The organism is Castellaniella sp. (genome assembly GCF_034674885.1).
GTDB lineage: Bacteria > Pseudomonadota > Gammaproteobacteria > Burkholderiales > Burkholderiaceae_B > Castellaniella.
Map to the genome: position 1 here is coordinate 50,014 of NZ_JAUCDS010000016.1, position 23,173 is coordinate 73,186.

Consider the following 23,173-nt stretch of genomic DNA (forward strand, 5'->3'; position numbering starts at 1 on the left):
GCGGGCGCTGCGGCGTGAGGCTTGTGCAGAGGTTCCCTAAGTCAGCGAGGCTCGGATGCCCCGCTTTTTCTGTTTCTTGAGGATCCCATGCCGCGTCCAATTCTGGCGACCATCGATACGAATGTACTTGCGCACAACCTGCACGTGGTGGCGCAACGCCTGGCCCGGGATGCGGCCGGGGCTTCTGCATCGATCTGGGCCGTCATGAAGTCGCACGGCTACGGCCATGGGATCGCTGCGGCGGTGCGCGGGTTCGCCCAGGCCGACGGCCTGGCAATGCTGGATCTGGACGAGGCCGTGCGTTGCCGCGAGTTGGGCTGGACGGGGCCGATTCTGCTGCTCGAGGGTTTTTTCGAGCCTGCCGATCTGGACATCCTGTCCCATTATCGCATCAGCACCGCGATCCATTGCGCGGAACAGCTCGACATGCTGGAAGCAGGCCTGGTCCGCGCGCCGATCGATGCTTTCGTGAAACTGAATACAGGCATGCATCGCCTGGGTTTCCAGCCGGATGAATATGCGGATGCCTATGCTCGCGCCCGGGCGCTGCAGACGCTGGGCGTGCTGGGCTCGGTTGGCAAAATGACTCATTTCGCGCGGGCGGACGACGACGCGGCCGTCACGCAGGCGCAGCTGGATTGTTTCCGGACGGTGACACGAGGCTTGCCGGGCGCGGTCAGTGTCTGCAATTCGGCCGCGACCCTGACTCCCGGGTTCTCGGCCGGCGTGGCGGATGGCGAACAATGGGTGCGGCCGGGCATCTGCCTGTACGGTGCGTCGCCCTTTGCCGACCAGCCGGCCGATACCTTCGGCCTGCAGCCAGCCATGACCCTCAGCGCGCGGCTGATCAGCGTGCATACCGTGCCAGAGGGCGGGGCAGTCGGGTACGGGCAGGTTTTCCGCGCCCCGCGAGCCATGCGCGTCGGCATCGTGGCCTGCGGATATGCCGACGGCTATCCGCGTCATGCGGCCACGGGTACGCCGGTCACGGTGGCTGGGGTGCGCACCCGGCTGGTGGGCCGGGTATCCATGGACATGCTGGCCGTGGATCTGGAGCCCGTCCCCGCTGCCGGGGTTGGGGCGCCCGTCGTCCTGTGGGGCCAGGGCGGGCCATCGGTAGACGAGGTCGCGCTGTCCTGCGGTACCATCGGCTACGAACTTCTGTGTGCGGTGGCACCGCGGGTGCCGCGCCGCGAACTGTGAAGTCCCTTTCAAGGACCCTCCATGAAAAATAGCTGTGTGCTCGTCACGGGCGCGACCAAAGGCATCGGCTGGGCCGTCAGCCAGAGGCTGGCTGATCAGGGCTGCCACGTGGTGGGCATGGCCCGTCACACGGCGGACATCGACTTCCCGGGTTACCTCTATGCCTGCGACCTGGCGAGCGCGGGCGAAACCGAAGAACTGCTGCGGGTGATCCGTGAAAAATATCCCGTCGATGCGGTGGTGAACTGCGTGGGGCCGGTCATGCCGGAACCCCTGGGCGAGGTTGATCTGGCATCGCTCTACCAGTCCTTCGACCTGAACGTGCGCGTGGCCGTCCAGGCCGTCCAGGCCTTCGTGCCGGGCATGAAGGCCCGCAAGGCTGGCCGCATCGTCAATCTCTGCAGCCGGGCCGTCTACGGTTCGGTGGGGCACACCAGCTACTCGGCCGCGAAAAGCGCGCTGCTGGGCTGCACCCGCACCTGGGCCCTGGAACTGGCCCCCTACGGCGTCACGGTCAATGCGGTGTCCCCGGGGCCGGTGGAAACAGGGTCCTTCCGGGTCGAATGCCCGGTCGGCAGCGAGGCCGAACGCGCCGTGTTGTCCACCATTCCCCTGGGCCGCCTGGCCCAGGCCGATGAAGTTGCCGCCGCCGTAGTGTTTCTGTTGAGCGACGAGGCCGCCTTCATCACGGGACAGGAACTGGGCGTGGACGGTGGCGGCAGCCTGGCGGGCCGCTGATGGCCAAGGCCCGGACCCTGTTCCTCTGCACGGATTGTGGTGGCACGACGGCCAAATGGGAAGGCCGCTGCCCCCACTGCGGGGCCTGGAACACGCTGCAGGAATCCCGTGAACCGGCCGCATCCGCCACGCACCGCTTTGCGCCTCTGGCGGCATCCGCGCCGGTGCGTCGCCTGGCCGACATCGAGGCCCGGGAGCAGGCCCGCAATCCCACCGGGATCGAAGAATTCGACCGCGTGCTGGGCGGCGGCCTGGTGGCGGGCGCCGTCGTACTGATCGGCGGCGATCCGGGGATCGGCAAGTCGACGTTGCTGCTGCAGGCCTTGGCCAGCCTGTCGGAACGTGGCTCGGTGCTGTACGTCACGGGCGAGGAATCCGCCGAACAGGTGGCCTTGCGCGCCCAGCGCCTGGGTGTGTCGGGCGATGCCGTCGACCTGTTGGCGGAAATCCGCCTGGAACAGATCACGGGGGCCCTGATCGAACGCCGGCCTGGAGTCGCGGTGATCGACTCGATCCAGACGCTGTATTCCGGCGACCTGACGGCCGCGCCCGGTTCGGTGTCTCAGGTGCGCGAATGCGCCGCCCAGTTGACCCGAGTGGCCAAACAGACCGGCGTGACGCTCATCCTGATCGGTCATGTGACCAAGGACGGCGCGCTGGCCGGCCCCCGCGTGCTGGAACACATCGTCGACACCGTGCTGTATTTCGAAGGCGACACCCATTCCTCGTTCCGCTTAGTGCGCGCCATCAAGAACCGCTTTGGCGCCGTCAACGAACTGGGCGTGTTCGCCATGACCGACCGGGGCCTGCGCGGGGTCAGCAACCCGTCGGCGCTGTTTCTGGCCGGCCATGCGCGCCAGGTGGCCGGGTCTTGCGTGATGGCCACCCAGGAAGGCACGCGCCCGCTGCTGGTCGAAGTCCAGGCCCTGGTGGACACGGCGCATGTGCCCAACCCCCGGCGCCTGTCGGTGGGCCTGGAAAGCAGCCGCCTGGCGATGCTGCTGGCCGTGCTGCACCGCCATGCCGGGGTGGCGACCTTCGACCAGGACGTGTTCGTCAACGCCGTAGGCGGGGTGCGCATCATGGAACCCGCCGCTGATCTGGCCGTAGCCTTGGCCATTCTGTCGTCGATGCGGGATCAGCCCTTGCCGGAAGGCCTGCTGGCTTTCGGCGAAGTCGGCCTGGCCGGGGAAATCCGCCCGGCGCCACGCGGTCAGGAACGCCTGCGCGAGGCAGCCAAACTGGGGTTCGGTCGCGCCATCGTGCCCAGAGCCAACCTCCCGCGTCAGCCTATCGAAGGGCTGGAGATCCAGGCGGTGGATCGTGTCGAAGACGTGCTCAGCGTGTTGCGTTGAAAGGTTGTTTGGATGTCTGAAAGTTTGTGGTTGATCCCGGCGTGCCTGGCAGTCGGCGGCGTCATCGGGTTTTCCGGCGGAGTGTTGGGAATCGGTGGCGGGCTGTTCGCCATTCCTCTGCTGGGCCTGATCCTGGGGTACGAGCAGCAGGCTGCCCAGGGCACGGCCCTGATCATGGTGCTGCCGGCCGTGCTGCTGACCGTGCGCAAATACCACCAGCGGTCCCCCATCGACCTGCGTTCGGCGGGGGCGGGGGCGGCGGGGTCCATCGTCTTCACCTGGATCGGCGCGCAGATCGCCCTGGGCATCGATCCCTGGCTGCTGCGCCGCATCTATGCCGGCTTTGTCTTCCTGATCGCCCTGTTCTATTTTCGCGAAAGCCTGGGCCGCAAGGCCCGTACGAGGCCGGCCAGTCATTTCCACGAGGTCGGCGAGGTGCGCCGCTTGTGGTATTTCGGGGTGGGTATTTTCGCGGGCCTGACCGGAGGGGTCTTCGGTGTGGGGGGCTCGGTCCTGGCCGTGCCCCTGATGACGACGCTGTTCCATCTACGCCAGACCTCGGCGCAGGCCCTGGCCCTGACCATGATCGTGCCGGGAACGGTGGTAGCCCTGGCCACCTACGCGTGGCACGGACAGGCCCACGGCCTGGTGGGGATTCCGCTGGCCCTGGGCAGCCTGCTGTGCGTGCCATACGGCGTGCGCCTGGCCTATGCCTTGCCCGAGGCGCGGCTCAAGCTCATCTTTGCCTGCATGCTGCTGCTCATCATGGCGCTGCTGCTGGCTCGGGGGCCGGCATGACGGCGCTGCCCGCCGGTTGGACGCGTCGTCCGCTGCCAGGCGGCGCGCTGTGCGTGCCCGAGCGCCTGGCGGGCGCAGCCAGGGCTGACTGGTTCGACCCGCAGCGCCCCGGCGCCGTTGCCGTGGGCGAGGGCGGTCGGCAGGCAGCCTGGTTCGTCGAGGGCGATCACGGCGCTGCGGTCTTGCGGCATTACCGTCGCGGCGGATTGCGTGCGCGCCTGGGGCGCGACACGTATTTCTGGCTGGGGGAAGCCCAGGTGCGTGCCTGGGCGGAGGTCCGTGCGCTGGCCCACCTGAGGTCGGCCGGTCTGCGGGTGCCCGAACCCCTGGCAGCTGCCTACTGGCGCACCGGCTTGCATTACCGCAACGCCATTCTGATCGCCCGGATCCCGGGCGCACGGGCGCTGGCCGGCGTGCTGGACCAGGCAGATCCGCATGGCGTGGCGCGGGCGATCCACGCCATGCATGCGGCAGGGGTCTGGCATGCCGACCTGAATGCCTACAACATTCTGTTCGATGATCAGGGCCGGGTCTGGCTGATTGATTTCGATCGCGCCCGCCTGGGTGTAGTGTCCGGGAGACAGCGGAGCAAAAACCTGTTGCGTCTGCGACGGTCTTTGGTTAAGGTAGCCGGCGCGCGCGGAGCGCAGTGGTGGGATGCACTGGACGGGGCTTATCAGCAATTGTCTGCCTGAAAGCAGCGTGATCCGGGCCTGGTGATCCCCTTATATGACCTTTCTATGGGGACCTTGCCATGAAAATCGGCACCGTTCATACCCTGTTGGCCGCCGCCGCGCTGATTGCAGCCGTGCCGGCGCACGCCCAGGATCGCGTCGTCAACGTCTACAACTGGGCCGAATACACAGCGCCCGATACGCTGTCCGGTTTTGAAAAGACCACCGGCATCAAGATCCGCTACGACGTCTACGATACCAACGACACCCTGCAGGCCAAACTGCTGACCGGCAAGTCCGGCTACGACGTGGTCGTGCCGTCCACGCACTATGCGGCCCGTCAGGTCCAGGGTGGTCTATTCCAGAAACTGGATCGCTCGAAGATCCCGAACTGGCAGTATCTGGACCCCGACCTGATGGCGCTGGTCGCCACGGTCGATCCCGGCAACCAGTACCTGGTGCCCTGGGGCTATGGCACCAATGGCCTGGGCTACAACGTGACCCAGGTGCGCGAGGTCATGGGCGACGATGCGCCCCTGAATTCCTGGGACATGCTCTTCAAGCCCGAAAACGCGGCCAAACTCCAGTCCTGCGGCATTTCCATGCTGGACGAGGCAGCCCAGGTCTTTCCGGCTGTGCTGCATTATCTGGGCAAGGATCCCAACAGCAGCGACCCCAAGGACTACGAGGCCGCGCTGGCGCTGCTGAAGACCATCCGCCCCTATATCCGCCAGTTCAGCTCCTCCGGCTATATCGATGAACTCGCCTCGGGCGGCCTGTGCATGGTGTATGGCTTTTCGGGCGACGTGATGATCGCTTCGGCGCGCGCTCGCGAGGCGAAGAAATCCTACGCTATCGACTATTACATTCCCGATGGCGGCGCGCCGGTCTGGTTCGACACCATGGCCATCCCCAAGAGCGCCGAACACGTGGACGAGGCCCACGCCTTCATCAACTACATCGAGACCCCGCAGGTGCACGCGGCTATTACCAACACCATGTTCTATCCGAATGCCAACAAAGAGGCCCGGAAGTACGTGGTCAAGGAAGTCGCCGACAACCCCATGATCTATCCCCCGGCGGACGTGTCCCGCACGCTGTTCGTCATCAAGCCCCAGCCCATGAACATCCTGCGCCTGCAGACGCAGATGTGGGCCCAGCTGAAGACCGGACGCTGATGACCATGCAGGACCCGCGCGGCATGCCTCGCCAGGGCGAGGCCGACGACTTCGTGCGCATGGAGGAAGTCGTCAAGATCTTCGGCGATACGGTGGCGGTGCAGTCCGTCAGCCTGTCCGTGCGCCGCCACGAGATCTTCGCCCTGCTGGGCAGTTCGGGCTGCGGCAAATCGACGCTGCTGCGCATGCTGGCGGGTTTCGAGGAACCCACGTCCGGGCGCATCATCCTGGACGACGAGGACATCACCGGCCTGCCGCCGCATCGGCGGCCGGTGAACATGATGTTCCAGTCCTACGCCCTGTTTCCGCACATGACGGTCGAGGCCAACGTCGCCTTCGGCCTGAAACAGGAAGGCGTGCCGCGTTCCGAGATCCACGAGCGTGTCTTCGAGGCCCTGGATCTGGTGCAGATGGCCGGCTACGCGCGGCGCAAGCCGCACCAGCTGTCCGGCGGCCAGCAGCAGCGCGTCGCCCTGGCCCGCAGCCTGGTGAAACGCCCCAAATTGCTGCTGCTCGACGAACCCATGTCCGCCCTGGACAAGCAGATCCGTCAGGCCACGCAGATCGAACTGGTGAAGATCCTGGACCAGGTGGGCGTCACCTGCATCATGGTGACGCACGATCAGGAAGAAGCCATGACCATGGCCAGCCGCCTGGCCGTCATGACCGAAGGCCAGATCGTGCAGTGCGGCACGCCGCACGACGTCTATACCTTCCCCAGCACCCGATTCGTGGCGGGCTTCATCGGCTCGACCAATCTCTTCACCGGCACCATCGTGGTCGACGAACCCGATCACGTGCTGATCGAAAGCGACGCCCTGACGCGCCCGCTGTACGTCAGCCACGGCATCAGCGAGCCTCTGGGCATGGAAGTCCACGTCTCCATCCGGCCGGAACAGATCCGCGTTGGCCGCCAGGCGCCGGAGGCCGAATCCAATTGGGGCCACGGCATGGTGTCGCACGTCGCCTGGATGGGCAGCTATGCCCGCTACCAGATCCGCCTGGACGCCGGCCAGACCATCGAGGCCAGTGTGCCCAGCCTGGACTGGAGCCAGTCCGATGCGCCGGGCGTGGACGAAGAGGTCTACGTCACCTGGTCCCATGATGCCGGCATGGTGCTGGCCTCATGAACCTCAGCCGTCGCCCCAGCGCTCGCCAGTGGGCCATCGCCGTGCCCTTTGGCTGGCTGGCCCTGTTCCTGCTGGTGCCGTTCCTGCTGGTCCTGAAGATCAGTTTCTCGGACCTGCAGTTCGGCATCCCGCCGTATCTGCCGATCGCCACGCTGCAGGACCAGACCCTGTCGCTGGCGCTGCACCTGCGCGGCTACGTGCTGCTGTTCACCGACAGCCTGTATGCGGCGGTCTACCTGAATTCGGTCAAGATGGCCCTGGTCACGACGCTGTGCTGCGCCCTGATCGGCTATCCCATGGCCTATCACATCGCCCGGTCGCGCCCGGAAGTTCGCAATCTGCTGCTGCTCGGGGTGATCCTGCCGTTCTGGACTTCGCTGTTGCTGCGGGTCTATGCCTGGGTCGGCATCCTGCGCAATGACGGGCTGCTGAATCACCTGCTGCTGAGCCTGGGTCTGATCGATGCGCCACTGGAGATCTACCGCACGGATCTGGCGGTCTACATCGGCCTGGTCTATGCCTATCTGCCCTTTTTCATCCTGCCGCTGTACGCCAACCTGGTGAAGCTTGACGGCCGCCTGCTGGAAGCGGCCTGCGACCTAGGGGCCAAGCCCTGGCAGGCTTTCATCCAGATCACGCTGCCACTGTCCATGCCGGGCGTGATTGCGGGGGCCATGCTGGTGTTCATTCCCTCGGTAGGCGAATACGTGATTCCGGAAATGCTGGGGGGCGCCAATACGCTGATGATGGGGCGCGTCATGTGGAATGAATTCTTCAACAACGCCGATTGGCCGATGGCCGCAGCCGTGACCTGCGTCATGGTGCTGCTCCTGCTCGTGCCTCTGTCGGTCTTTCAGTACAACCAGGCCCGTCAACTGGCCGGGCGGGATCGATGATGCGGCAGTCCTCCTGGTTCCGTTTCCTGTCGCTGGTGATCGGCTATGGCTTTCTGTACGTGCCCATCGCCTGCCTGATGGTGTTTTCCTTCAATGACTCGACCTTGATGAATTCCTGGTCGGGATTTTCCCTGCGCTGGTATCGGTCGCTTTTCCAGGACCAGGCCCTGCTGTCGGCCGCGCGCCTGTCCCTGCTGATCGCGCTGTTGACCGCGACGGCCTCGGTAGCCATTGGCACCTGGGCGGGCTACGTGCTGGCTCGCATGGGACGGTTCCGAGGCTTTGGCCTGTATGTCGGCATGCTCAGCGCTCCGCTGGTGATGCCGGAAGTGGTGCTGGGTATTTCATTGCTGCTGATGTTCGTGGAGATCTCCAAGTTCACCGGTTGGCCCGACGGCAACGGCATGTTCACCATCTGGGTGGGACACGTGACCTTGTGCACGGCCTATGTGGCGGTCATCATCCAGTCGCGCGTGCGCGACCTGGACCGTTCCCTGGAAGAGGCCGCCCTGGATCTGGGCGCCTCGCCGCTGAAGGTGTTCTTCGTCATCACGCTGCCGCTGATCGCTCCGGCCCTGGCTGCGGCCTGGCTGCTGGCCTTCACCTTGTCGCTGGATGACGTGGTCATCGCCGCCTTCCTGTCGGGGCCTGGCTATACCACGTTGCCGCTGGAAGTCTTTTCCCGCGTGCGGCTGGGCCTGAAACCGGAAATCAATGCCTTGGCGACTTTGTTCATGGTGCTGGTGGGTATCATCGTGGTGGCGCTCAACCGCATGCAGATCCAGGCCTCAAAGCGGCAGACGGCGGGCTAGTCGAACACCGCCACCAGGATTCCCGCCCGGCCGATTACACGCCCAGCGCCCACACGGCCAGGCTGAACAATCCTGCCGACAGCAGCATGCTGGCCGGGAAGGTCAGCAGCCAGGCCAGCAGGATGGTGCGTACCGTCCCGTTGTGCAGGCCGCTGCGGTTGGCCACCATGGTGCCGGCCACCCCCGAGGACAGAACCTGCGTGGTCGACACCGGCAGGCTGAAGGCGTTGGCCACACCGATGGCACCGACGGCGGTGATCTGGGCGGCCATGCCCTGGGCGTAGGTCATGCCTTGCTTGCCGATTTTTTCACCCACGGTCCGCACCACGCGGCGCCAGCCCACCATGGTGCCCAGCCCCAAGGCCAGCGCGACGGCTGCGATCACCCACAGCGGTGCGTATTCCGTCGTCGCCGACAGGTCGGCGCGCAGGCGCTGCAAGTCCGCCGCCTCGCCGGCGGGCAGTACACCCAGGCTGGCCACCTTGCGGGCGGTATCGTCCAGGCACAGCAGATGGCGGCGGACGCGCCCGCGCGTCTCGGGCGGCAGTTCATCGTAGGCGCGCACGCCGTCCAGGCTGTGGCGCACCGCCTGGATCGCAGACCGGGTGTTCTGTGGGTTGCAGCGGGGGGATGCCGGCAGCGCGGCGTCGTGCGGGCGATCCAGCGCCAGGTAGTCGCCCAGGACCACCGCGTTGCGCGCGTACAGATCGTTCAGATGGGCGACGGCGTCATAGGTGCGCTGAATCTGGTAGGGCGTGCTGGCCGGGTCCAGCACGAACTTCGCCGGAACGATGCCGATGAGCACCAGCATGACCAGCCCGATGCCTTTCTGTCCGTCGTTGGATCCGTGCACAAAGCTCACGCACAGGGCCGACAGCACCAGGACCAGGCGATTCCAGAAGGGGGGGTGTTTCTTGTCGTTGAGGGCGCGGCGTGCTTCGGGCGTTTTGTGCATCTTCGATCCGGCGAACAGCTTCTTGAGCACCAGCAACAGCCCTGCCGCCACGACGAAGCCGGCCAGCGGCGAGATGATCAGCGACAGACCGACGTCCAGCGCCTTGCCCCAGTTCACGCCGGCGCCCAGGGGCAGGCCGGTCAGCAGGCCGTTGGTCAGCCCCACGCCCAGGATCGCGCCGATCAGCGTGTGCGAACTGGATGCGGGAATGCCGAAATACCAGGTGCCGAGGTTCCAGGCGATGGCAGTGACCAGCATGGAAAACACCATGGCCAGGCTGTGCCCGCTGTTCAGGTTCAGCAGCATGTCCACGGGCAGTAGGTGGACGATGGCGTAGGCCACGCCCACGCCTCCCAGCAGCACGCCCAGGAAATTGCAGACGCCGGAGAAGAACACCGCCAGGTGCGGGGGCATGGCCTTGGTGTAGATCACCGTGGCGACGGCATTGGCGGTGTCGTGGAAGCCGTTGATGAATTCGAAGACCAGGACGAGGGCCAGCGCCAGCACCAGGCTGAGCCCGACCGAAAGCGGCAGGCCCGAGAATAGGTCAAACATGATGGATGGGAAGGTTCGGGAGACGCGGCATTATTGCAAATTTGGCGCTTCCCGGCTTGGATGGATGCCGTTTCGTGGGCGTCGGTCCGATCTGCCGCACTGCGCGGACCGGATGCGCAGTGCGAGACAGGCCGCCTTAACCCAGGAAGTCGACTTTTCCGGTGCCCAGGCGGTAGATGCCGCCGGCAATCTTCAGCTTTCCGGCCTGTTGGGCCTGGGCGATGATGCTGGATCGAGTCGCCAGGTCCGCCATGCCGTTGCGTACGTTCTGCGCGATGGCCGCGTCCAGCAGGTCAGCTCGATCCGGACCGACCTGCCGGACCGCCGGGACCAGGGCATTCACCAGAGACTGGATGTGGCCGGGGAACTGCGCGTGATCCTTCACCGCCTTGACGGCGGCATCCACGGCGCCGCATCGCTCATGCCCCAGGACCAGGATCGCAGGCACGTTCAGCACCGCCACGGCATATTCCAGGCTGCCCAGCATGTCGTCGTTGGCGAAATTGCCCGCGACCCGCGCGACGAACAGGTCGCCCCGTGCGCTGTCAAAGGCGTATTCGGGCGCGACGCGCGAATCGGCGCAACCCAGGATGGCGGCGTACGGGTTCTGGCCGCCGGCCAGTGCCTGGCGTTCATGGGCGAAATTATGACGCAGTCTGACGCCCGACACGTAGCGCTGATTGCCTTCGGTCAGGCGTCGGAGGGCCTCGTCGGGCGAAATGGCATTGTCGGGTTTGGGCAGGCTTTTCGCCCATGCTGCGGGGCCGGTGATGCCGGCCGATGCCGTCAGTGCCAGCGCCAGGGCGGCCGATGAACGCAGGAAATGACGGCGGGATACGGGCTGCGCGTGCGTGCAGGATGTCGAATCGCACATATGGGTTCCCCTCGAAGAGGCTGGGGCAGACGGCTGCCCTTGGGTCACATTATTGATGTTTCAAAGGAATGCGGGTGCGGCTGGGCAATATTAGCTGTTTCAGCATGAGAAATGGGATTTTTCACGCAGCACCCGGATGTGCCGTTCCATGGGCAGGCGCTGCCCGTAAAATACAGTCCTTTCAGCCACAGAACGGACGCTCCCCATGTTTTCCCAGGATGAACTCAAGCAACAGGTCGCTCAGGCCGCGCTCGATTACGTGCTGCCGCAGTTGCAGCCCGACAGCATCCTGGGGGTAGGGACCGGGTCCACGGTGGACCGTTTCATCGACCTGCTGGCCGCGCATCGCCAGGCGTTCCGGGCGGCCGTGTCCAGTTCGGAACGCAGCACCCGGCGCCTGCAGGCGGCTGGCATCGCCGTGCTGGATCTGAACGACGTCGTCTCGACTGCTCTGTACGTGGACGGCGCCGATGAAATCGACCAGCAATTGAACATGGTTAAGGGCGGGGGTGGGGCGCTGACGCGGGAAAAGATCGTCTCCTCGGTGGCCGACCGCTTCGTCTGCATCGTCGACGCATCCAAGCTGGTGGATCAGCTGGGCGGTTTTCCGCTGCCCATCGAGGTCATTCCCCTGGCACGCGAGGCCGTCGCCCGCGAAATCCGCCAGCTGGGCGGGCAGCCGACGCTGCGGGCGGGCTTCACGACCGACAATGGCAATCAGATCCTGGACGTCACCGGCCTGCAGTACGGCGATCCGGCCGCCTTCGAGGCGATGCTCAATAACATCCCCGGCGTTGTCTGTTGCGGCCTGTTCGCCATTTCGGGGGCGCACGTGGCGCTGGTGGCGGGGCAGGACGGCGTGTCCCGCCTGGAACTGCAGGACGCCTGACCGTCACACGTCTGTCATATCCGCCTGATATGCTGGGATTCTTTCCAAGCGGCAGGCGTGATGGTACGCTGTGCGCTCGTTGAAATCGCCTGAAAGGCAGGCAGAGAGGCCCCCCGATGCTGGAACATACCAATAAACAATTTCATGGTGAACTCGAAACCACGCGCTCGATGTTCCTGCAGATGGGCGGTCTGGTCGAATCCATGGTGCTTGACGGCATCCAGGCCCTGTCCGAAGGCGAATTGCAGCTGGTGGAACGCGTGCGCGAGCACGAACGCCAGGTCAATCAGTTCGAGGTCGACATCGACGAGCGCATCAGCCAGTTGATCGCCCGCAACCAGCCCACCGCCGTGGACCTGCGGCTGCTGCTGTCGGTGTCGAAGATGCTGACCGACATGGAACGCTGCGGCGACGAGGCGGAAAAGATCGCCAAGGTCGCCCGACGCCTGCACGAATCCAACGCATCCTACGAGCCGGTGGTCGAACTGCGTCACATGGCCGATGCAGTGGCGGCCATGATCCGTGCGGCGCTGGACGCCTTCGCCCGCGAAGACCCCATCGCTGCCGCCCAGGTGGTGCGCAACGACAAGGAAGTGGACAAGGAATGGAAAGCGTCCCTGCGCCACATCATCACCTACATGATCGAGGATCCGCGCACCATTTCGCACTCCATCGACCTGATCTTCATTGCCCGGGCACTGGAACGCATCGGCGATCACGCGAAGAATATGGCCGAGCGCGTCATCTACATGGTGCGTGGCGACGACGTGCGCCACACCGGCGTGACCAATACCGAACGGCTGGCGCGAGGCGAACCGATCGAGCCGCGCGACTGACTGCGCCCCGCGCATGCAGAAAACCCCGCTGTGGCGGGGTTTTCTGCATTATGGGCTGCTGGAATCAGGCCGAGGGCGGCGTGTAGCCCTGGGCCTCGACGTCCTGGTCCTCGAACAGGAATGCCTTCATGCGGTCGGACAGGAATTTGCGGGCTTCGGGGTCGGCCAGGCTGAGGTGGTTTTCGTTGACCAGACGAGTCTGGATGTCCAGCCATTTGGCCCAGGCGTCCTTGGAAATTTCCCGCCAGATGCGCACACCCAGTTCGCCGGGGTAAGGGGGGTAGTCCAGGCCGGGGGCTTCGCGGTTCAGTTTGTGGCAATGGATCATGCGGGCCATGGTCGGGAGTCTCGCTTTTCGAATGGGCAATTGATCATTGTAGCGGCTGCATGCCGGGGTGCCCGGACCGGTCTGGGCCTGACGGCGCCGTACCGGTGCAGCTGATTCAGGCTGGTCCGGGCCTGGCGTTCCAGGTTCGCAGCACCTGGTCCAGCCCGATGCGCCAGTCGCGTTCCAGCGGTCCCAGCAGCGCTTCCAGCTGGGTGCAGTCCAGGCGGCTGTTGGCGGGCCGGGGCTCGGGGCTGGGCCAGTCTCGCGACGGGATGGCCTCGACTGCGGGCAGGCGCGGGATCAGGCCCAGTTCCAGGGCCTGGGCGAAGATCTCCTGGGCGAAACCGTGCCAACTGACCCAGGGGGCGCCTGCGAAGTGGTAGACGCCGCCCGGCACGGACGAAGGTGCTGCAGACGCCGCACGGTTGCCGTTGGGGTGCAGCGCCGGTTGGCACAGGGCGGGCGCTGCCGCGCTGCTGGCCTGGGATTTCAGCGCCAGCCGATGCAGTGCCTGGGCCAGATGTCCCGCCCAGGTTGGGCCGCCGATCTGGTCGTCGATCACCCGCAGATGGTCGTGCTGTGCGCCCAGGCGCAGCATGGTGCGCACGAAATTGCTGCCCCAGGCGCTGAAGACCCAGCTGGTCCGGACGATGATCGCGTCGGGCGCGGCGGCCAGCGCCGCCTGTTCGCCCAGCAGCTTGCTGCGTCCGTAGCTGTTCAACGGACCGGGAGCGTCGGTTTCGCGATAGGCGCGGTCCGAAGTGCCGTCGAAGACGTAATCGGTGGATACATGCAGCAGGCGCATGCCGCGTGCCGCGCAGCAGCGCGCCATCAGGCCGGGGGCGTGAGCGTTGACGGCCAGGGCCGCGTCTGGTTCGGCGGCGGCGCGATCCACCGCCGTGTAGGCGGCGGCGTTGATCAGGGCGTCTGCCGGATGCGCATCCAGCCAGCGCTCCAGGGCTGCCGCATCGGTGATGTCCAGATCGGTTCGTTTGACGAAGATATAGACGGCGCTCAGGTCCTGGGCGGCCAGGGCCTGCAGGGACCGGCCCAGCTGGCCATCCATGCCCGTCACCAGGATCTGCGGGCCACTGCGTGCGATGTCGCGGGACATCAGGCTGGCGTGGCCTGGCCGGCAGCAGGCGCCCCCAGGCCCAGGCGCTGGCCCTGGTAGCTGCCGTCCTGCACCCGGCGACACCAGTCGCGGTTGGCCAGATACCATAGGACGGTCTTGCGCAGCCCGCTGGCGAAGGTTTCCTGCGGCGTCCAGCCCAATTCGCGTTCGATCTTGCCGGCGTCGATGGCGTAGCGCAGATCGTGGCCGGGCCGATCCGCTACGTGAGTGATCAGATCGGCATAGCGCGTCACGCCTGCCGGGTGGTGGGGCGCCAGTTCCTCGAGCAGCGCGCAGATCGCCTGCACCACGTCGATATTGCGCTGTTCATTGCGGCCGCCGATGTTGTAGGTGTCGCCAGGCGTGCCGGCTTCCACTACCCGCAGCAACGCCTGGGCGTGGTCCTCGACGTACAGCCAGTCGCGCACTTGCAGACCTTGGCCGTAGATGGGCAGGGGTTTGCCTTCCAGGGCGTTCAGGATCACCAGCGGGATCAGTTTTTCCGGGAAATGATGGGGGCCGTAGTTGTTCGAGCAGTTCGTCACCAGCACCGGCAGGTCGTAGGTGCGGTGCCAGGCGCGCACCAGATGGTCCGACCCCGCCTTGCTGGCGGAATAGGGGGAACTGGGGGCGTAGGCCGTGGTTTCGGTGAACAGGTCCGTGGTCCCGGCCAGGTCTCCGTAGACCTCGTCCGTGGAAATGTGATGAAAGCGAAAGGCCTGCCGGGCATTCGCGTCCAGGCCGTTCCAATAGCGGCGGACGGCCTCCAGCAGCGTGTAGGTGCCCACCAGGTTGGTCTGGACGAAGGCGGCCGGACCATCGATGGATCGATCCACGTGGGATTCCGCTGCCAGATGCATGACGGCGTCCGGCCGGTGTCGGGCCAGGGTGCGATCCAGCCCGTCGGCGTCGCAGATGTCCAGATGCTCGAAGGCGTAGCGGGGATCGCCGGCGACCGGCGCCAGCGATTCCAGATTGCCGGCGTAGGTCAGCTTGTCCACGTTGACGACCGCATGGTCCGTGGCTGAAATCAGATGGCGGATCAGGGCGGAGCCGATGAATCCGGCGCCGCCCGTGACGAGAATCTTCATGCAGGATTCCTGTAGATCGGTGGCCGGCGCATCAGAGCCGTTTGATGAACACCAGGCTGTTGCGGGAATGGTTGTAATGTGCCCGCTTTTCATGGGGCAGGTCGGATACGCCGCCCTGGACGAAGCCGCGCTTCAGGAACCAGTGCGATGTGCGGGTGGTCAGCACGAACAGACGCCGCGCGCCCAGACTGCGAGCGCTGGCTTCGGCGTGGCGCAGCAGCTTTTCGCCGTCGCCGGTGCCCTGCCATTCGGGATGCACGATCAGGCAGGCCATCTCGGCCATGCCGTCGTCCACGTAAGGGATCACGGATACGCAGCCGTAGATGACGCCGTCGTGCTCCAGCACGGTGAATTTTTCCACCTCGCGCTCGATCACGGCGCGCCCGCGCGGCACCAGTGTGCCGTCGGCTTCCAGGGGTTCGATCAGCTGCACGATGGCACCGACGTCGTCGGCCAGTGCCGGGCGCAGGTCCTCCAGCGTGTCTTCCACAACCATGGTGCCCACGCCGTCGTGGGTGAATATTTCCAGCAGGATGCTGCCATCCAGCGTGTAGGGGACGAGGTGGGCTCGGGCTACACCGCGCTTGACCGCCAGTGAAGCGTGACGCAGGAATGTGCTGGTGTCCTCGTCGAGCACGTTCTGCGCCAGCAGATCGTCGGCGTCTTTGCGGGCCAGTTCGGTGTCCACCGAGCCGTCGGTTTCGGTCACGGTGCGGTTCTGCGTCAGGAAGATCAGTTTTTCTGCCCGCAGGGCCACGGCGGCGTTGGTGGCCAGATCTTCCATGGCCAGATTGAAGGCCTCGCCGGTAGGTGAAAATCCCAGCGGCGACAGCAGCACGATGGCACCCTGGCTGATGACGCTGTGCATGGCGTCGATGTCCAGCTTGCGCACGGTGCCGGTACGCTTGTAATCCACGCCGTCGATCACGCCAACCGGCCGCGCCGTGACGAAGTTGCCCGAGATCACGCGGATCTTGGCATGTGACATCGGCGTGTTGGGCAGCCCCTGGCTGAAGGCGGCTTCGATGTCCAGGCGGATCTCGCCGGCGGCTTCCTTGGCGCATTCCAGGGCCTCGGCGCTGGTGGGGTCGGTGCCCCGGCCGAACTGCATGGTGTAGCCCTTCAGCCGCAGTTGTTCATTGACCTGCGGGCGGGATCCGTGGACCAGCACCAGTTTGATCCCCAGGGCGGACAGCAGGGACAGGTCCGCCACCAGGGCTTCCAGGCCGCCGTCCTCGATCAGTTCTCCGCCCAGCGCCACCACGAAGGTCTTGCCCCGGAAATCGTGCACGTAGGGCGCGACTTCGCGAAACCATCGCACGAATTGCGCGGGGGCGAATTCGGGGGCGTCCTGAGCGGAATAGGTGTCGATCTCGGGTGCGGTCATGGCAGGTGTCGCGGACAACGGTTGGGTGGGACCTCGAAATTATAATAAGGGATTGCCCTCTGCTGGGGGATGGGGCGGCGCAGTGGTCCGCCGGCCCCCCATCCCGGCAGCGTCGGGAACCCCATTCGCGGAAATCATCGCCTTGCCAGAAAAACCATCACAGCCTTCCGATTCCGTCCAGTCCGGCCCTTCTTCCGGGGTGGATGCGCCTGCGCGTACGACGGAAAAACCGCATCGCCCGGTTCGCGACGGCCGGCCTCATGGTGTGCCGTCCACGCCGGACAAACCGCACCGGCGGCGTCGTTCGGGCCGCCCGGGATCGGAAGCGCCCGCCGCCGCGACGGCGGGCGCGGGGGATCGCCCCCTGCCTGCCATCGTCTACCCGGAAGATCTGCCCGTTAGCGCCTGCCGCGCGGACATCGCGCAGGCGATCCGGGATCATCAGGTCGTCATTGTCTGCGGCGAAACCGGCTCGGGCAAGACCACGCAGTTGCCCAAGATCTGCCTGGAACTGGGGCGGGGGCGCCAGGGCATGATCGGCCATACCCAGCCCCGTCGGCTGGCGGCGACTTCCGTGGCGCAACGGGTGGCGGAAGAACTGCGCACCGAGCTGGGCGACTGGGTCGGCTACCAGATCCGCTTTGGCGAGCGCACGGGGCCGGCCACGGCCATCAAGCTGATGACTGACGGCATCCTGCTGGCGGAAACCCAGCGCGATCCCTTGTTGCGCCGTTACGACACTCTGATCATCGACGAGGCTCACGAACGCAGCCTGAACATCGACTTCCTGCTGGGCTTCCTGAAGCGCCTGCTGGCCCGGCGCCGGGACCTGAAACTGATCATCACCTCGGCCACCATCGATGCGGACCGTTTCGCACGGCATTTCGGCACAGAGGATCGGCCCGCGCCTGTGTTGCAGGTGTCCGGGCGACTGTATCCGGTCGAATTACGCTATCGCCCGGTGCGTCCGGACGCGCCCGAAGACGAGCGGCACATCCCGGGCCGAGGCGACGAGGAACGCGATCTGGTCGATGCGGTGGCCGACGGGGTGGACGAATGTTCACGCCACGGGCCGGGCGACGTGCTGGTATTCCTGCCCGGCGAGCGCGAAATCCGCGAATGTGCCGAGGCCCTGCGCAAGCGGCACCCGGCCGGCGCCCTGGTGCTGCCCCTGTATGCCCGCCTGTCGCGCGCTGAACAGGAACAGATCTTTCACCCGCGTGGCAATGCGCGGCGCATCGTGCTGGCCACCAACGTGGCGGAAACCTCGTTGACGGTACCCGGCATCCGCTATGTCGTGGACAGCGGCCTGGCCCGCATCAAACGCTATTCCTGGCGCAGCAAGGTCGAACAACTGCGCATCGAGCCCATCAGCCAGGCCTCGGCCAATCAGCGGGCCGGCCGTTGCGGCCGCCTGGGGCCCGGGGTCTGCATTCGGCTGTATGCCGAACAGGATTTCAAGCAGCGACCCGCGTTCACCGATCCGGAGATCCTGCGGTCTTCTTTGGCGGCGGTCATCCTCCGCATGAAGGCGTTGCGCCTGGACGACGTCGAAGCCTTTCCTTTCGTCGAGCCGCCCACGGGCCGAGCCATCGCCGATGGTTACCAGCTGCTGCAGGAACTGGGGGCGCTGGACGAACAGAACCACCTGACCCCGGTGGGGCGGTCGCTGGCCAGGCTGCCGGTGGACCCGCGCGTGGCCCGGATGATCTTCGCTGCGCACGAACAGCAGTGCCTGACGGAAATCCTGGTGATTGCCTCGGCCCTGTCCATCCAGGACCCGCGTGATCGGCCCATGCAGGCCCGCGAGGCTGCCGACAACGCCCATGCGCAGTTCCGCGACAAACAATCCGAATTTCTCGCATGGCTCAAGCTCTGGGATTGGTATGGCGAACAGGTCGCCCACAAGGCCTCGCAGCGCAAGCTCATTGACCAGATCCGGGCGAAATTCCTGTCTCCTGTGCGTCTGCGCGAATGGCACGATACCCATGTACAGCTGCTGACCCTGGCGCGGGAACAGGGTTGGCGGCTGAACCAGACGCCGGCCACGCGGGAACAGATCCACATGGCTCTGTTGGCCGGTTTGCTGGGCAATATCGGCATGAAGTCCGATGACGCCAGCCTGTACCAGGGGGCGCGGGACATCCGCTTTGCCATCCATCCGGGTTCGCCCCTGCAGAAAAAGGCGGGCCGCTGGGTACTGGCCGCCGAACTGGTCGAGACCACCCGGCTGTACGCGCGCTGCGTGGCGCAGATCGATCCCGTCTGGGTCGAGCGGGCTGGTGCTCATCTGCTGAAGAAGGCCTGGTCCGACCCGCGCTGGGAGAAAAAGGCCGGCCAGGTCGTGGCCAACGAACGCGGCACCGTCTACGGCCTGCCCGTCTATACGGGGCGTCGTATCCACTATGGGCGTGTCGACCCGAAGGCTGCCCGGGAAATCTTCATTCGCGACGCGCTGGTGCCCGGCGATATCGACAGCAAACTGCCCTTCATCGCCCACAACCGCAAGCTGATTGCCGCCATCGAGCGGCTGGAACACCAGAGCCGCCGGCCGGACATCCTGGTCGATGATGCCCTGATCTATGCCTTCTACGACCAGCAGATCCCGGCCGACGTCAGCCAGACGGCGACGCTGGAGGCCTGGGTGCGCACGCTGGACGCTCAGGCGGTCCAGCGCCTGAATCTGAATCGCGACGATCTGATGCAGCATGACGCGGCCGGCGTGACGACCGAAGTCTTTCCCCGCCGCCTGCACTGGGCCGGGGCTGATCTGGCGGTGGATTACCACTTCGAACCCGGCTCGCCGCGCGACGGCATGACGCTGACCGTGCCGTTGTTCGCCCTGAACCAGATCGATGCTGCGCGCTGCGAATGGCTGGTGCCCGGCATGCTCAAGGAAAAAGTCCATCTGCTGCTGAAATCCCTGCCGCAGAAGCTGCGCCGCCACTGTGTACCCTTGCCCGATTACGCGGCGAGGTTTCACGACCGCTGGTTCGAGCGCGCCGCCGATCCGGGTATGGGACTGCTCGATGCCATCATCCAGGACGTCTGGGACCAGCAGCAGGTGCGCGTCCAGGCCACCGATTTCAAGCTGGAGACCCTGCCGCAGCATCTGTTCATGAATTTCAAGGTCATCGACGAACATGGCCGCATGCTCTCGGGCGGGCGCAGCCTGGATCAGTTGCGGGCCGAACACGGCCGCCAGGCCCAGGCGTCCTTCCAGCAGGTGGCTGCGCGGGATCGCGCCGCCGCCCAGGTCCTGGATCACGAAGGCTTGACGGCCTGGACCTTCGGTGCTTTGCCCGAATTGCTGGAAATCCAGCGTGGCGGCCAGTCGTTGATCGGTTACCCCGCCTTGCGTGATCGTGGGGAATCCTGCGACCTGGACGTGTTCGACGACCCGCTTGAAGCCCGCCGCGTGCATGCAGGCGGCCTGCGCCGCCTGTTTCGCCTGGCCCTGCGCGAGCAGGTCCGCTATCTGGAGAAGAACCTGCCGGAACTGACCCGCATGGCCATGTGGTACATGGATTTGGGGACACAACAGGAATTGCGTGACCAGCTGGTCGATGCTGCCATCGGCCAGGCCTGCCTGATGGAGCCCTGGCCCGAGAATGCCGAGTCCTTCGCCCTGCGCTGCGACGAGGGTCGCGCGCGCCTGAACCTGCTGGCGCAGGAACTGTCCCGCCTGGCTGCGGCTATTTTGCGGGAGCGCGCCGCCCTGCAGAAGAAACTGCCTCAGGCCAAGCCCTGGGCCGTCGCGCAGCAGGACATCCGCCAGCAGCTCGACGCCCTGGTGGGGCGCGATTTCATCGGCAGGACGCCTGCGGAACAGCTGAAGCACCTGCCCCGCTACCTGAAGGCGGCGCAGGTGCGGATCGACAAGCTGCGCGAAGACCCTGCCCGGGACGCCCGCCTGATGGCCGAGATGGCTCCCTTGATCACCCCCTGGCAGCGGGCGCGTGCGGCCCTGAAGGGGGCTTCGGACGCGCAGCTGGATGCCTTTCGCTGGCAACTCGAAGAACTGCGCGTCGCCCTGTTCGCCCAGACCTTGCGCACGCCGTTTCCGGTTTCAGTCAAGCGCCTGCAAAAGGCCTGGTCTGCCATGCCCCGATAGGCGGGCCTTCAGTACAATCCTCGCATGACGATGTCTCCCGTATCTCCCGCTTTTGTTCATCTGCGCAGCCATTCCGAATTTTCCGTGGTGGATGGCATCGCGCGCATTCCCGATCTGGTCAAGCGCGCCAAGGCCTTCGGCCAGCCAGCCATGGCCCTGACGGACCTGGCCAATCTGTTCGCCTGGATCAAGTTCTACAAGGCGGCCCGCAAGGCCGGGATCAAGCCGATCGCAGGCTGCGACGTCTGGCTGCAGAATCCGGATGACGAGGACAAGCCGTTTCGCCTGCTGCTGCTGGCGACCGACCACACGGCCTACCTGGACCTGTGCGAACTGCTCAGCCGGGCCTGGACGGAAAACAGTCAGCGAGGACGCGCCGAACTGCGCCGCGAATGGCTGTCGGGCAAAAGCGGCCTGATCGTGCTGTCTGGAGGTCGAGCCGGTGACGTCGGCCATGCCTTGGAAGCGGGCCGGGCGGACGAAGCCCGGCGCCTGGCGCGCCTGTGGGCGGAGGATTTCCCGGACAGCTATTTCATCGAACTGCAACGCGCCGGCTTCGAGGGTGACGAGGCCTACGTCCAGGCCGCCTTGCGGGTGGCCGCCGATTGCAGCCTGCCGGTGGTGGCGACCCATCCCATCCAGTTCATCGAACCGGACGATTTCCGCGCCCACGAGGCTCGCGTCTGCATTGCCGATGGCGAACTGCTGGGCAATCCACGCCGGGTCAAGCGCTTTACGCCCGAGCAGTACATGCCCGACAGTGACGCCATGGCGCGGCGGTTTGCCGACGTGCCCTCGGCGCTGGTCAATACGGTGCAGATCGCCCGGCGCTGCAATCTGACGCTGACGCTGGGGCACCCCGAACTGCCGCTGTTCCCCACGCCCGATGGCGTGTCGCTGGATGATTACATGGTGCATCTGGCCAACGAAGGGCTGCAGCGCCGCATGGTGCAGCTGTATCCGGATGCCGATGATCGCGCCCGCCAGATGCCCGCCTACCAGGATCGCCTGGACCTGGAATGCAAGACCATCGTCGGCATGGGGTTCCCCGGCTATTTCCTGATCGTGCAGGACTTCATCAACTGGGGCAAGAGCCACGGCGTGCCGGTCGGGCCGGGCCGGGGGTCGGGGGCGGGGTCGCTGGTGGCCTACAGCCTGGGCATCACCGATCTGGATCCCCTGCGCTACGACTTGCTGTTCGAACGCTTCCTGAATCCCGAACGCGTGTCCATGCCCGACTTCGACGTGGACTTCTGCCAGGACAACCGCGAACGCGTCATCGAGTATGTGAAGGAAAAGTACGGCCGCGACGCTGTCAGCCAGATTGCGACTTTTGGCACCCTGGGCGCCAAGGCAGTGGTGCGCGACGTCGGGCGGGTGCTGGAAATGCCCTACAGCGTCTGCGACAACCTGTCAAAGATGATCCCCTTCAATCCGGCCGACCCCTGGACGCTGGAACGCACCCTGGAAAACGAGCCGGCCTTCAAGGAACGCTACGACACGGACGAAGAAATCCACGCCCTGATCGATCTGGCCCGGCCCCTGGAGGGGCTGACGCGCAATATCGGCATGCACGCGGGGGGGGTGATCATCGCCCGGGGCAAGCTCACCGACTACACCCCGCTGTATTGCCAGCCGGGCAGCGAATCCAGCGTCGTCTCGCAATATGACAAGGGTGACGTGGAAGATGTCGGCCTGGTCAAATTCGACTTCCTGGGGCTGCGCAACCTGACCATTCTGGACTGGGCCGTGCGCTACGTGCGCGAGTTCAATCCTGGCATGAGCGATTTCGACATCATGAGCCTGCCGCTCGATGATCCGGAAACCTATGCCTTGCTGTCATCGGCCAACACCACGGCGGTCTTCCAGCTGGAATCGCGGGGCATGAAAGAGCTGCTGAAAAGCATGCAGCCCAACACCTTCGAAGACGTGATCGCCTTGCTGGCCCTGTTTCGTCCCGGCCCGCTGGAATCGGGCATGGTGGTCGATTTCGTCAACCGCAAGCATGGCCGCGCCGACGTCGATTACTTCCACCCCGACCTGGAACCCGTGCTGAAAAGCACCTATGGCGTCATCGTCTACCAGGAACAGGTGATGCTGATCTCCCAGATCATCGGTGGCTATTCCCTGGGGGGCGCCGACCTGCTGCGTCGGGCCATGGGCAAAAAGAAGCCCGAAGAGATGGCCAAGCACCGGGTGGTCTTCCAGGAAGGCGCCGTCAAGAAAGGCTACGACGCCGATCTGGC

At 65.5% G+C, this 23,173-nt stretch carries 19 protein-coding genes; 13 read left to right on the forward strand and 6 right to left on the reverse strand.

The window, feature by feature from the left end; all coding sequences use genetic code 11:
• Positions 1 to 87 precede the first annotated feature (87 nt).
• The 9 genes from alr to VDP74_RS10290 are packed head-to-tail and all read left to right on the forward strand — an operon-like array spanning position 88 to position 8,784.
• Entirely contained in the window at positions 88 to 1,203 is a 1,116-nt protein-coding gene (gene alr, locus VDP74_RS10250) for an alanine racemase (RefSeq protein WP_322999528.1), read from the forward strand.
• Positions 1,204 to 1,224: 21 nt separating this feature from the next.
• Positions 1,225 to 1,941: an SDR family oxidoreductase gene (locus tag VDP74_RS10255; RefSeq protein ID WP_322999529.1), complete on the forward strand. Its 717-nt coding sequence runs from the start codon at positions 1,225 to 1,227 to the stop codon at positions 1,939 to 1,941.
• Positions 1,941 to 3,296, forward strand: a complete 1,356-nt coding sequence (gene radA, locus VDP74_RS10260; RefSeq protein ID WP_322999530.1) for a DNA repair protein RadA — start codon at positions 1,941 to 1,943, stop codon at positions 3,294 to 3,296. The genes VDP74_RS10255 and radA overlap by 1 nt, the downstream gene beginning before the upstream one ends.
• Before the next feature lie 12 nt (positions 3,297 to 3,308).
• On the forward strand, positions 3,309 to 4,094 hold the full coding sequence (locus tag VDP74_RS10265) for a sulfite exporter TauE/SafE family protein (RefSeq protein ID WP_322999531.1): 786 nt from the start codon (positions 3,309 to 3,311) through the stop codon (positions 4,092 to 4,094).
• A complete protein-coding gene (locus tag VDP74_RS10270; RefSeq protein ID WP_322999532.1) occupies positions 4,091 to 4,789 on the forward strand; it encodes a 3-deoxy-D-manno-octulosonic acid kinase in 699 nt (232 codons plus the stop codon). Before VDP74_RS10265 ends, VDP74_RS10270 begins: the two co-directional genes overlap by 4 nt.
• A 59-nt stretch (positions 4,790 to 4,848) precedes the next feature.
• A complete protein-coding gene (locus VDP74_RS10275) occupies positions 4,849 to 5,946 on the forward strand; it encodes a polyamine ABC transporter substrate-binding protein (protein WP_322999533.1) in 1,098 nt (365 codons plus the stop codon).
• Between the two features lie 5 nt (positions 5,947 to 5,951).
• The gene (locus tag VDP74_RS10280; protein ID WP_322999548.1) at positions 5,952 to 7,076 is read left to right on the forward strand and encodes an ABC transporter ATP-binding protein; all 1,125 of its coding nucleotides are present in this window, start codon (positions 5,952 to 5,954) and stop codon (positions 7,074 to 7,076) included.
• Positions 7,073 to 7,972, forward strand: coding sequence for an ABC transporter permease subunit (locus tag VDP74_RS10285; protein ID WP_322999534.1), 900 nt, complete (start codon positions 7,073 to 7,075; stop codon positions 7,970 to 7,972). Before VDP74_RS10280 ends, VDP74_RS10285 begins: the two co-directional genes overlap by 4 nt.
• Entirely contained in the window at positions 7,969 to 8,784 is an 816-nt protein-coding gene (locus VDP74_RS10290) for an ABC transporter permease subunit (protein ID WP_322999535.1), read from the forward strand. The genes VDP74_RS10285 and VDP74_RS10290 overlap by 4 nt, the downstream gene beginning before the upstream one ends.
• Before the next feature lie 34 nt (positions 8,785 to 8,818).
• On the opposite strand, the gene VDP74_RS10295 is transcribed toward VDP74_RS10290, so the two are convergent.
• Together VDP74_RS10295 and VDP74_RS10300 are read right to left on the reverse strand one after the other, a co-directional pair.
• Complete coding sequence (locus tag VDP74_RS10295; protein WP_322999536.1) at positions 8,819 to 10,294, reverse strand: inorganic phosphate transporter; 1,476 nt, start codon at positions 10,292 to 10,294, stop codon at positions 8,819 to 8,821.
• Between the two features lie 136 nt (positions 10,295 to 10,430).
• On the reverse strand, positions 10,431 to 11,168 hold the full coding sequence (locus VDP74_RS10300; RefSeq protein WP_322999537.1) for a carbonic anhydrase: 738 nt from the start codon (positions 11,166 to 11,168) through the stop codon (positions 10,431 to 10,433).
• Between the two features lie 205 nt (positions 11,169 to 11,373).
• Here VDP74_RS10300 and rpiA point away from each other — a divergent pair, with 205 nt between their 5' ends.
• Positions 11,374 to 12,057 carry a ribose-5-phosphate isomerase RpiA gene (gene rpiA, locus VDP74_RS10305; RefSeq protein WP_322999538.1) on the forward strand — a complete coding sequence of 228 codons (684 nt, stop codon included), beginning with the start codon at positions 11,374 to 11,376 and terminating at the stop codon, positions 12,055 to 12,057.
• Positions 12,058 to 12,173: 116 nt separating this feature from the next.
• Entirely contained in the window at positions 12,174 to 12,893 is a 720-nt protein-coding gene (phoU, locus tag VDP74_RS10310) for a phosphate signaling complex protein PhoU (protein ID WP_322999539.1), read from the forward strand.
• A gap of 64 nt (positions 12,894 to 12,957) precedes the next feature.
• On the opposite strand, the gene VDP74_RS10315 is transcribed toward phoU, so the two are convergent.
• The 4 genes from VDP74_RS10315 to argA form a co-directional block, all read right to left on the reverse strand.
• On the reverse strand, positions 12,958 to 13,230 hold the full coding sequence (locus tag VDP74_RS10315; protein WP_322999540.1) for an oxidative damage protection protein: 273 nt from the start codon (positions 13,228 to 13,230) through the stop codon (positions 12,958 to 12,960).
• A gap of 106 nt (positions 13,231 to 13,336) precedes the next feature.
• Entirely contained in the window at positions 13,337 to 14,335 is a 999-nt protein-coding gene (gene rfbD, locus VDP74_RS10320) for a dTDP-4-dehydrorhamnose reductase (RefSeq protein ID WP_322999541.1), read from the reverse strand.
• The gene (rfbB, locus tag VDP74_RS10325; RefSeq protein WP_322999542.1) at positions 14,335 to 15,426 is read right to left on the reverse strand and encodes a dTDP-glucose 4,6-dehydratase; all 1,092 of its coding nucleotides are present in this window, start codon (positions 15,424 to 15,426) and stop codon (positions 14,335 to 14,337) included. Before rfbB ends, rfbD begins: the two co-directional genes overlap by 1 nt.
• Positions 15,427 to 15,457: 31 nt before the next feature.
• Complete coding sequence (gene argA / locus VDP74_RS10330; RefSeq protein WP_322999543.1) at positions 15,458 to 16,813, reverse strand: amino-acid N-acetyltransferase; 1,356 nt, start codon at positions 16,811 to 16,813, stop codon at positions 15,458 to 15,460.
• A gap of 133 nt (positions 16,814 to 16,946) precedes the next feature.
• Between argA and hrpA the strand changes: the two genes are divergently transcribed.
• Both hrpA and dnaE read left to right on the forward strand, forming a co-directional pair.
• Complete coding sequence (hrpA, locus tag VDP74_RS10335; protein WP_416232972.1) at positions 16,947 to 20,927, forward strand: ATP-dependent RNA helicase HrpA; 3,981 nt, start codon at positions 16,947 to 16,949, stop codon at positions 20,925 to 20,927.
• 30 nt (positions 20,928 to 20,957) lie between these two features.
• A partial coding sequence (gene dnaE / locus VDP74_RS10340) for a DNA polymerase III subunit alpha (protein WP_416232973.1) occupies positions 20,958 to 23,173 on the forward strand: 2,216 nt, incomplete at its 3' end.